Source organism: Paenibacillus sp. GYB003 (assembly GCF_036577625.1).
GTDB lineage: Bacteria > Bacillota > Bacilli > Paenibacillales > NBRC-103111 > Paenibacillus_AB.
Map to the genome: position 1 here is coordinate 1 of NZ_JARBDC010000082.1, position 10,659 is coordinate 10,659.

The window sequence follows — 10,659 nt, forward strand, 5'->3', positions numbered from 1 at the left end:
GCCCACGGAGGCTCGCTGTCAAGTTTCCGGTCTCCACGCAAAAACCCTTGAGCTCGAGTAAATTCAAGCAATTTAAAGTCTCAGGGTTATTACCGCACGAACTCTCCATTTTTAGGGGGCTAGACCGTTAAGCGAACTTGATTTCGTTATATCGGGGCCAAATCGCTAAATCTGTTGAATAGCGAACCCCGCTTCCTAAATAGTGAATCCAATTAACTAAATGGTGAATTCATGTTCGCTAATCGCTCGGCCACACGCAATCCGGCACCATTTAGCGAAATGACGTTCGCTATTAATGAAGTTTGGTTCGTTACCGCGTCACTCACGGCTCTCGCGCTAGTCGCGCGCGCTTATCGCGCTCCCCCATACCTGAACAAGAAAGGCCGCGGCTTCATGCCCGCGGCCTTTCTCCGTTTCATTCGAACCAATACGCCGGGAGCGCCTCTCTCTCCCGCTCCATAATCTCCTGGATGATCCGGTCGGCGTCGCCGATCGAGCTCACGAGCGGGTCGGTCAGCATCGCGCGCCGCAGCTTGGCGAAGCTGCGCTCGACGACGGCCTCGGCCGTCAGCTCGTGCGTGTCGAGCACGAGCTGCTGCATGCCGCGGATACCGGTCGGCATGGCGCCGACGGGCAGCGGCTTCACGCCGTCCATCGCGACCTCGCAATGCAGCTCCAGAAACGCGTCGTCGCTCATATTCGTGACGGCACCGCGATTGGCGGTGTTGACGTAAAACGTCTTGCCCAAGCCGCCGACCATATTTTCGATAATGTCGGTCGCATGATCGGGGCCAAACTTGCTCCTATATTGCGAAATCGGAATGGCGCCGCTCAAAAAGCCGTCCACCTGCGCCCACATCGCATCATGCCGCTTGTACCGCTCCTCCGTTTCCCAGATCGAAAGCGGCGGTATCGCCTCTTTCGTTTTGCCGAGCCCTTGCCAGAAACGCACGTATTCCTTCGTATGGGCGACGCAGGTCGGAATGGAACCGAACGCCTCGTACAGCGCGTATCCGATCGCGTCGTTGTAGGCCGCCTTCGCTCCCGTGTCTCCTCCGTCCGTCGCCGTTTCCGCGCGCCGGCACAGCCGCTCGGCAATCGCGGGAGCGACGTCGCGGCCGTCGAATTCCGCCTTCAGCAGCCACGTGAAATGGTTGACGCCGGCGATGCGGAAGTCGAACCGCCGCGCGATGTCGTCCGTATACGCCTCCTTCGAGGCGATAATCCCGGCGTTCACCGCGTAGTTCCTTTTCACGTGCGGCATGTGCAGCCCGTCGCACAGCGCGAAGCTTTTCAAGCTCGGCGCGAACTTCTGCAGGGCGATGCCGTTTACGGCGGAAGGATTAATGTAGTTAATGACCCAGGCGTCCGGGCATAGCTTCTCGATATCCCGCGCGCATTCCATAATGACCGGCAGCTCCCGCATCGCCCGGAAAATGCCGCCGGGCCCGATCGTGTCGCCGGAGCACATGCGGATGCCGTATTGTTCCGACACCTCGCAATCGATGCCGCGATACTTGACGGTGTCCCGCGCAAAGCTGAGCACGACGAAATCAGCGTCCTTCAGCACGTCGAGCCGATCGGTCGACCCTTCGATCGCGAGCGGCACTCCGGTTTCCTCCACCACCATTTCCGCGAGCTTGACCAGCTTGTTCAGACGCGCTTCGTCGGTATCGACCAGCGCCAGCGTTCCTTTGTTCAAATAGTCGGAGTGAACCATTTGCCAAATCGATTGCCTGCCGAAAAACAGACTGCCCGCCCCGAGCACGACCACCTTCGGTTTTTGCGCCGCGGAATTTGCCATCGTACCAGCCTCCCCGTTCTTTATACATGTTTCATTTTTAGGGATGCGGCACAAAAGAAACATAGGAGACGGTTCCGATCCGATGTCAAATCGTACGATTGCGAAAATAACGCTTACCCGCATGATATAATTGAATTAGCATGAAGCCGGCTTTGGGGAGTACGAAAAAGATGAAGCATAGCGGAGAATTCGTCAATCGCATCGATTTTCTGAAAGAAACGGCCGACCATCTCTCGCTTCGCATTCGATCGTGCTGGGAGGATTGCCACGGGAGCGGCTGGTCGGAGAGCAAGGCTCATACCGATTACGACGTTTGGCTTATTTACGAAGGGAGCGTCGACATCCGGATCGGCGATTCCGCCTACACGGCCGGTGCGGGCGACCTTGTCTTTTTTTATCCGCACGTTCCTTACACGGCTCATACGAACGAAGAAGGCTTCCGGTTCCTGTTCGCCCATTTCGACTTCGGGCTCGGCGATCAGCTGCGCATCCTGGACGGATTGCCGCTCGCCGGCATCGTTCCGGGCGAATACGTCCGCGAGGAAGCGTCTCTCCTCCGCCGCAGCTTCGACCAGCACCGCCGCAAAACGAGCGGCATCGCCGCCCTGAAGCTGAAAGGGGCGTTTACGATGCTGATCGCCAAGGTGATCGAGCTGTACGAAGCGAACGTGTACGTCGGCCGTTTCGCGCGGAAGCCGCCCCGCCAGGAACGAACCAAAAGCTTGGCCGCGCTGCAGCCGGTATTCGAATATATAAACCGCCACATTCACGTTCCGATCCGAACGGCGCAGCTCGCGTCGGTCGCCGGGCTGTCGGAAAAATATTTCATTACGTATTTCAGGCAAACGTTGGGCATTACGCCGAGCCAGTACGTCCATCAGCTGAAAATGAACCAGGCCCGCGATTATTTGTACCAGCGCAAATATTCGATCAAGGAAATCGCCGGCAAGCTCGGCTATCCGGATCCGTACAGCTTCTCGAAAGCGTTCAAGGCGCATTTTCATGTGCCGCCTTCCCAACTGGTTTAAGGATGGAAGGCGAGCCGCTCCTTCGCGAAGCGGATCCATTCCTTCAGCGCGTACGACATGTAGCCGTTTTTGCGCCAAATCATCGCCAAATGCCACGGAATGCCGGGAGGGCGGATCGGAACGGCGGCGATTCGGCGGGCGTCCAGCCCGCGGCATATCGACTCCGGCAGCATCGCGATGCCGAGCTCGGCCGCAACCATTTCGCTGATGAAGTCCCACTGCGAGCTTTCGAACACGACGTTCGGCCGGAAACCGGCTTCGATGCACGCTTCCGGGATCCGGTCGTGCAGGGCGAAATCGTCGCGGAACAAAATAAAAGGCTCGTCCCGCAGCTCTTGCAGCGTGACGTCGCCGGCGCCCGCCAGCCGGTGTCCCGGATGGACGAGCAGCATCAAGCTTTCGCGCACGAACGCATACGAATCGAACAGCTCCGGGTCCGTCGGCAGGACGACGACCCCGATGTCCAGGCTGCCTCCCTCCACGCTTTTCTCGATTTTTTTCGCCCCGTCCTCGATCAGCTCCAGCTGGATAAGCGGATACCGTTTGCGGAATTCGCCGATCACCTTCGGGAAAAATCGAGCCCCGGCCATCGGAGGCAAGCCGATGCGAATTTTCCCCTTTTTCAGCTGCACGACGTCGGCCAAATCGGACGACAAGCTGTCGAACGCGTTCACGATCAGCTGCGCCTGGCGCAGGATCGCCTCCCCCGCATCCGTCGGCCGCACCTGCTTGCCCGAACGGTCCAGCAGCTCGACGCCGAGCTCCTCCTCGATGCTTTTCACCATTTTGCTGATCGTCGGCTGCGTTACGTGAAGCGTATCGGCCGCCTTCGTAAAGCTGCGGCAGCGAACGACCTCCATCAAATATTTAAGATGGCGAATATCCATAACGAACGAACGCTCCTTCGCCTCCGGTATAGACAAATGGAATGGATTGGATTCCATATATGTATTTTACCTATACAAACCGCGGATGTATACTGACGGTGAAAGGTGGCGGTTTTCGATGAAAACAGGCTTCGCGATCGTCCGGCAAATCGCCGTTCTGTTCGCTTTTTCTTATATCGGCAGCCTTGTCGCGGCGTGGCTCAAGCTTCCCGTCTCCGGCAGCATCATCGGGCTAGCGCTCGCGTTCGCCGCGCTGAAGCTCGGCTTCATTCGGCTCGAATGGCTCGAGGCCGGGGCCGGATGGCTGCTGTCCAACATGCTGCTCTTTTTCGTGCCGGCCGCCGTCGGCATATGGGGTCACCGCGAGCTGTTCGGCCTGGCCGGTCTCGGGATCGTCGCGGTCATTTTGCTCGGAACGGTGATCGTGATGGGCTGCTCGGGCTTGCTGGCCGAAACGATTACGAAACGGAAGGAAGCAGCGAAATGACGTCCGGCATCGTTTGGATCGCTATCACGGTAATCTGCTTCCGTCTGGCGCGGCGTCTGCACGCCCGCCATCCGAAATGGTATTTGTCTCCGATCGTCGTCGTGCCGATCGCGATCATCGTCTGCATGACCGCAACCGGCACGTCCGTCGCGGCCTACAACCGCGGCGGGAGCCTGCTGTCCGATCTGCTGCAGCCCGCCACGGTCGCGTTTGCCGTACCGCTTTACAAGCATTACGAGCTGCTGAAAAAGCACGCCGCCGCCATTCTCTCCGGCGTCGCGCTCGGCTCCTTCGTCGCCGTCGTCTCGTCGGCCGTCCTGATGCTGCCGATGCACGCCAGCCCGCAGCTGGTCGCCAGCATCGTGCCGCGTTCGATTACGATGCCGATCGCCATGTCGGTTTCGCAAACGATCGGCGGCATCCCGTCGGTGACGGCCATCTTCGTCATCGTGACGGGCATCGGCGGCTCGATGGCGGCGCCGGCGCTCATCCGGACGCTGCGCATCCGCGGCTCGGTGGCGAAAGGCGTCCTGCTCGGCATGGGGGCGCACGGAGCCGGGACATCGCTCGCCTACGAATGGGGCAGCGAGGAAGGCGCGATCGCCAGCGTCTCGATGATCGTCGCCGCCGTCGTCACGCTGGCCGTCATTCCGCTTTGGCGCGTCGCGAGTTGATGTGGATATGACGCGATTATATTTTAAATGCGTTGTATTTCACTGCGGCCTCATCGGCGGTAACGGTCGCGCGGATCGTTTCCAGGATATCCCGGTGCGTCAAAACGCTTGGTCGTCCCTCGATGCGGCCGATGAAATCTTCGGCGATGCCCGCCCCCGGCTCGCTTAGTTCCATCTTCGCGAACGGCTCGCCGTTCGTCGTTTGGAAATACAGCTCCTCGTTCGCGACGGACGGATCGCCGTTCAGCCGCAGCTCGGCGCAGCCTTCCGTGCCGACCGCGAAAAGGCGGCAATCGCCCCATGTCCAGCTTTTGTCCGGCGTATGCCAATCCGCGTAAAGCTGCCCGATCGTCCCGCCGCTCATGAACGCTTGCGCGGCCGCCGTATCGAAGAAGGTCGGATGCTCCGGCAATATATGCTTGGCGACTTGGCAATGAACCGCGGCGACCTCTTGTCCGGTCAAATAACGCAGCAGGTCGAAATCGTGAATGAACAAGTCGATCACGATCCCCCCGCTCTCCTCCTTGGAAAAGTGGGACGGATGCCGGGACGCCGGGTTCAGCCGGTGCGGCTTGCGCATCGTCAAGCTGACGATCCGCCCGAGCCTGCCGGCGTCAATCGCCTGCTTCAGCGTTCGGATCGAAGCCCGAAACCGCTCGGTCAGCAGAACGCCGACCTGAATGCGCCCCCGCTCCAGCACCGCTTCGAGCCGTTCCAGCTGCCCGCGATTCACGGCAACCGGCTTATCGACCATCACATGCTTGCCGTGGCGTTCGCACCATTCGATAATGTCCAATTTCCGGCTGCTGACCGCCGACGAGCCGATGACCGTCACCGCTTCATCGGCGAACGCGTTCGGATCGTCCACGAGCGGAATGCCCCGTCGTTCCGCGATCTGCTTCGCCAGCTCCGGCGCATCCGTCTCGTAGATGCCCGCGCACGTTCCGCCCATCGCCAGCATCTGATCGATGAACACCGCAATGTGGCTGTGCTGACAGCCGTAAATACCGAATCTGTATCCCATTCGAGATCCCCCTTTCCTCGTTTTGCCGCTGTCCGTACTTGGAGCCGTTCGCTATCGGCATCGGCGTATTTTCGCTTTCCTCCCCCAATATAGCAACCGGTTTCCGGCCGGACAAGGCCGATATCTCGTCTTTAATGGCCATATTTTGACGTGCGGCGGCCTTATTCCGTTTGCGCCGCCGCTCGATTAAGGGAGCAGCGAGCGCAGCTTGCGCAGCAGCTTGTCCGCAACAACATTCGGCGGCGGGGCATCGCAGGGCAGGACGCCGGTCACAGTCCCGGAGGCGTCGACGGCCGCCGCCGCATTTTGCGCCATAAGCGCTTGAAAAAAACATCCGCCGCCATCTCGGGGGTTGCATAGCCCTGCGGCATCCTGCCGCCGGCGACAAGCCATCCTCCGACGGCCGCGAAAATCGCGACGGCCGCGATTCCGGATAGGAGGACGATCGTTCTCTTTTTGATGGTTCCGGGTCTCCTTGCGGCGTTTTACACTTTTACCCCATTCATTCAAAAGTTGCGGAAAGGTGCCGCCGAAAGGTCAAAGCTTTGCCACATACACGATATCCGGTTCTCCGCCGCGAAAATGATCGACCGTCGCCGTCCCGACCGAGCGAAAACGGGCGCGCAGCCGTTTCTCGAAAAGCGGCGACGCCGACGCGCTCCAAAACGAAACGACGCCGCCCGGGTTCAGCAATCGAACGAGCCTCGTCAACCCGTCGTCGTCGTATAAAACGTCGTTTTCCCGAAATACGGTCCAATCCGGGCCGTTGTCGATATCCAGGCAGACGACGTCGAACGTTTCCTCGGTATCGGATATCCAGCGGATCAAGTCCGCATGAACGATTTCGGTTTTCTCGTCCTCCAGTGCGCGGTCTGAAAAGGCAGCCAAAAACGTTCGGTTCCATCGGATGATCTGCGGCTCGATCTCGACGACGGTAACGCGCCGCGTGCGCGGACTGCGAACGGCCTCCGCCAGCGAGAAGCCGACGCCGAGCCCGCCGATCAGCACGGAGCAGCGTTCCGTTTCGCAGGCGTCCAGCGCCGCCCGGACGAGCTTTTTTTCCGATTCGCCGTTGTAGGTCGCCATCACAAACGTCCCGTTGCTAATAATCTCGTAATGCATTCCCCGGCGCTGCAGCTGAATGTCCCCGCGAGGCGTCGCAAACCGCTCGATGATCTCGGCGCCGCCGAACTTCATGATGCTCGTCCCCCTCTCTTGGAGCCGCATATGTCTAGGCATCCCCAACCAGATGACGAAAAACAGTCCCGATTCGGATCGGCGAGAAAAATGCGATCCGAAATTCGTTCATCATCTAATTTAATAAATATCTAATTAATAGGCTAAACGGATCCCCGCTTCTTGTCAAATGTTCGAGCGGAACAACATGCCGCCATCGGCATCGGCGGTGCGTCTGGCGGCGTATGATGCAAAAAAAACCGGACGCCTCGCGGGCACCCGGTTCGTTCGCAATGCTTAATCCAATTTCTTCGCCTTGCGGTAGGCGGCTACATATTGCGCGGCCTTTTCCGCAACGAGCGCATAGTTGCCGGTCTTGACCGCCTCGTTCGTCAAATCGGAGCCGATGCCGACGGCGACCGCTCCCGCCTCGATCCATTCGCCCAGGTTGGCGAGCGACACGCCGCCGGTCGGCATGATGTTCGCCTGCGGCATCGGCCCTTTGATCGCCTTAATCATCGAAGGCGAGTACAAATTGCCCGGGAACAGCTTGACGATATCCACGCCGAGCTCCAGCGCCGTTTGGATTTCCTGGATCGTCATCACGCCCGGCATGACCGGGATGCGGTACCGGTTGCACAAGGCGACGGTTTGCGGATTGAGCGACGGCCCGACGACGAACTCCGCACCGCTCAAAATGGCCGCCCGCGCCGTCTCGGGATCGAGCACGGTGCCGACGCCGATAATCGCGTAGTTGTCGCCGCCCGGCTCCGCGCTCGAATACGTCCGGGCCAGCTCTTCGATCGCCCGAAGCGCGAACGGAACGGTCATCGTCACCTCGATCACCTTAATGCCCCCGGCGATCGCGTGCCGCGCCATATCGACGACCTGCTCCGGCGTATCTCCGCGCAATACGGCCACGACGCCTTCGTTTACGATTTGCTGCAAAAGTTTGATCTTCTTGATAGCGGTTCAGCCTCCCGTTTTCGAAAATGTCGAATCGATTGCCGGGGCACAGCCCCGAAGCGGCTCGCGAACGTTACCGTTCCACGTGGCGCTCGTTGTTCATCGCCGCCTGCGCCTGCTCCCATGTCGGCAGCCCTTCCCAATCGCCGGCCGCCTGCACGACCATCGAGCCGATCAAATTGCCGAGGCGAACCGCTTCGGCATGCGGCAAACGCCGCAGCAGCCCGGCGATAAAGCCCGCGCAAAAGCCGTCCCCGGCGCCGACCGTGTCGACGACCTTCTCCGCCTTGAAGTACGGAACCTCGGTTACCGTTTCGCCCTCGACGACATACGTCCGGTCTCCGCCCCCTTTGACGATCGAGACGGCTTTCAACCGGCGCAGACGGTCGATCACGTCATCGAACCGATCGGTCTCGTACAGCAGCTGCAACTCGTCCAAGCCCGGCAAAAAATAGTCCGCCTCTTCGGCCAAGCCGAGCAAAAACGGGCGCGCTTCGGCGGCGGACCACAGCTTCAGCCGCAAATTCGGGTCGAAGCATACTTTGACGCCGTGCTTGCGGGCAAGCCGCACCGCTTCCCGCACCGTTTCCCTGCATGTTTCGCTCAAGGCCGGCGTAATGCCCGTCACATGCAGCAGCTTCGCCCCCGCGATGTACGCTTCGTCCAAATGCTCCGGACGCATCAGGCTGGCAGCCGAATGACGGCGGTAATAATAGACGGACGATTTGCCGCTCACGACCTCGCGTATGATGAGGCCGGTCGGGACGCCCGCGACGAGACGGGCGCGGGAGACGTCGACGCCTTCGCCGCGAATTTGCTTGAGCGTATAACGGCCGAGCGGATCGTCGCCCAAATGGCCGAACCATCCGGCCCGGTGCCCGAGCCTGGCCAGCCCGATCGCCACGTTGCTTTCCGCCCCCGCGAACGATTTTTCGAACGCTGCCGAATATTCGATCCCTTTCGCTCCGGTCGGCATCATCAGTCCCATCGACTCGCCGAACGTGACGACCTCCGGCGTTTCTCCGGCCGGTCCGCCGGTCTCTTGATGATCGTAAGTCATGTCGTAGCCATACCTCCGCATGCATCCGGGGCAAGCCGGATGTCGTCTTTACGCAGCGCGAGCGCTTTTCGTCTCATTGTAGCAAGTTCGTCCGCTCAAATCAATTCGCCGTCCGCACGGCCGCGCCGCGAGAACGTGCCGTATACGATCTCGTAATCGGCGGCGATTCCGCGTCCGCCGGGGGCCGCGAACCGTTCCGCGTAAATGCGCTCCATCGCTTCCAGCACTTTTCTCCCCCCGGCCCCCCTTGGGGCGCCTTGGAGCGCATTGCCCGCGCCGACTCGTTTGACCGTATGCAAAAAGGACCGGACGTCCGCGCTCGTTTCGGTCACGATATGTCCGCTCCATTCGAACGCGCCCGGCGCTCCGGCGAAGCACGCCTCCCATTGCCCGCCGCTCCAAAACGTTTGCCCGTGCCGTCTCCCGGGAACGCCCAGCTCTTCTTCCGCCGCCGCAAACGAATCGTGCAGCTGGCGAAACGTTCCCGGACCGAACGTCGAGAACGCCAGCACGCCTCCGTCCGGGCGCAGCAGCTTCAAGCAGCCGCCGGCCGTCTCGCGCGGCGCGTTGAACCATTGGAACGCCGCGTTGGAGGCGATCAGGTCGAAGCCGCTCCTTCCCCGCTCCGCGTCGAGCCGCGCATCGCCTCCGACCACGATCGCCTCGGCGTCGCCCGCCATAAAAGAAACGCGACCGGACGCATCCGGCCGCTCCCGCCGCAGCTTGCGCTCCGCCGCCTCGATCATGTTCGCGGACAAATCGATGCAGACGATGCGCGCCTCCGGGAACGACTCCGCCAGCAGCGCGGTCAGCATGCCGGTTCCGCTGCCGATTTCGAGCACGCGCCGGATCGTCCGCCCGCCGCCGGTCGCTTGCCGCACCGCTTCGGCGGCGATCTGCGCCAGCCGCTTCGCCATCGTTCGCTGCACGGACGCGTACCGCTCGTACTCGTGGGCATGCCGGTCGAAATGAAGCCGAACGAGCGATTTATCGATGTCCATCGGCAATTCTCCTTAACCGTTCGGCGAACCGGCCCCGTTCGGTCAGAAACGGGGCATGGCCGGCGCCGGGAAAAATAGTCGTCGTTTCCGGACGGATCGACGGATGCGAAATCGCGCCGACCGGGCAAATGGGATCGGACCCGCCGTGCAGCCAGAAAACGTCCGGACGGCTCCGGTCCGCCCGACCGTCCGAAGTTCTCTCTGCCCCGCTTCGCGCGAACCGTTCCCATCGCTCCGTCAGGTCCGTCTCGAGCAAGTAGCCGAGCCCCGCATCCAGGCCGGCAGGCGAAAAATCGGTCGGAGCGAGCAGCCGGTCCGCCCATTCGGACGGCAGCTCCGGCCGGTCCGCCCGCTCCTCGGCGGACAGCGTCGCCTCGGCGAAACGGCGCACCGTCTCCGCCGGCCGCTCCGCCAGCTGCGCGCGCATGCGCCGGACGACGCGCTCCGGCCACGCCCTCGCCCGGTCTTCGCCGACGAAGCGCAGCGTCGCGCCGACGAGCACGACCCGCGCGACGTTCGCGCCGCCGCTCGCCGCCGCGTTCTGCGCCATCT

At 61.2% G+C, this 10,659-nt stretch carries 10 protein-coding genes and 1 pseudogene; 3 read left to right on the plus strand and 8 right to left on the minus strand.

Annotation, left to right across the window (positions count from 1 at the left end):
• Window positions 1-415: 415 nt before the first annotated feature.
• A complete protein-coding gene (locus PV407_RS25840; protein WP_332092883.1) occupies window positions 416-1,804 on the minus strand; it encodes a family 4 glycosyl hydrolase in 1,389 nt (462 codons plus the stop codon).
• A 170-nt stretch (window positions 1,805-1,974) separates the two neighbouring features.
• Between PV407_RS25840 and PV407_RS25845 the strand changes: the two genes are divergently transcribed.
• The gene (locus tag PV407_RS25845) at window positions 1,975-2,832 is read left to right on the plus strand and encodes an AraC family transcriptional regulator (RefSeq protein ID WP_332092884.1); all 858 of its coding nucleotides are present in this window, start codon (window positions 1,975-1,977) and stop codon (window positions 2,830-2,832) included.
• Here the strand turns inward: PV407_RS25845 and PV407_RS25850 are convergent.
• A complete protein-coding gene (locus tag PV407_RS25850; RefSeq protein ID WP_332092891.1) occupies window positions 2,829-3,719 on the minus strand; it encodes a LysR family transcriptional regulator in 891 nt (296 codons plus the stop codon). The genes PV407_RS25845 and PV407_RS25850 overlap by 4 nt on opposite strands.
• A gap of 118 nt (window positions 3,720-3,837) precedes the next feature.
• On the opposite strand from PV407_RS25850, the gene PV407_RS25855 reads away from it, so the two are divergent.
• Window positions 3,838-4,206 carry a CidA/LrgA family protein gene (locus tag PV407_RS25855; RefSeq protein WP_332092885.1) on the plus strand — a complete coding sequence of 123 codons (369 nt, stop codon included), beginning with the start codon at window positions 3,838-3,840 and terminating at the stop codon, window positions 4,204-4,206.
• The gene (locus PV407_RS25860; protein WP_332092886.1) at window positions 4,203-4,880 is read left to right on the plus strand and encodes an LrgB family protein; all 678 of its coding nucleotides are present in this window, start codon (window positions 4,203-4,205) and stop codon (window positions 4,878-4,880) included. The genes PV407_RS25855 and PV407_RS25860 overlap by 4 nt, the downstream gene beginning before the upstream one ends.
• 16 nt (window positions 4,881-4,896) lie before the next feature.
• Here PV407_RS25860 and PV407_RS25865 read toward each other — a convergent pair whose 3' ends face one another.
• The 6 genes and pseudogenes from PV407_RS25865 to PV407_RS25890 all read right to left on the minus strand — a co-directional run.
• On the minus strand, window positions 4,897-5,904 hold the full coding sequence (locus PV407_RS25865; RefSeq protein ID WP_332092887.1) for a Gfo/Idh/MocA family protein: 1,008 nt from the start codon (window positions 5,902-5,904) through the stop codon (window positions 4,897-4,899).
• 537 nt (window positions 5,905-6,441) lie between these two features.
• Window positions 6,442-7,101: a spermine/spermidine synthase gene (locus PV407_RS25870; protein WP_332092888.1), complete on the minus strand. Its 660-nt coding sequence runs from the start codon at window positions 7,099-7,101 to the stop codon at window positions 6,442-6,444.
• A 276-nt stretch (window positions 7,102-7,377) separates the two neighbouring features.
• Window positions 7,378-8,046, minus strand: coding sequence for a bifunctional 2-keto-4-hydroxyglutarate aldolase/2-keto-3-deoxy-6-phosphogluconate aldolase (locus tag PV407_RS25875; protein ID WP_332092892.1), 669 nt, complete (start codon window positions 8,044-8,046; stop codon window positions 7,378-7,380).
• 73 nt (window positions 8,047-8,119) lie between these two features.
• Window positions 8,120-9,106: a sugar kinase gene (locus tag PV407_RS25880; protein ID WP_332092889.1), complete on the minus strand. Its 987-nt coding sequence runs from the start codon at window positions 9,104-9,106 to the stop codon at window positions 8,120-8,122.
• A 95-nt stretch (window positions 9,107-9,201) separates the two neighbouring features.
• Window positions 9,202-10,107 (minus strand): methyltransferase, encoded by a 906-nt coding sequence (locus tag PV407_RS25885; protein WP_332092890.1) that lies wholly within the window; start codon window positions 10,105-10,107, stop codon window positions 9,202-9,204.
• Window positions 10,094-10,659 (minus strand): annotated as a pseudogene (locus PV407_RS25890) (hypothetical protein); the annotation flags it as partial. The pseudogene PV407_RS25890 and the gene PV407_RS25885, both read right to left, overlap by 14 nt.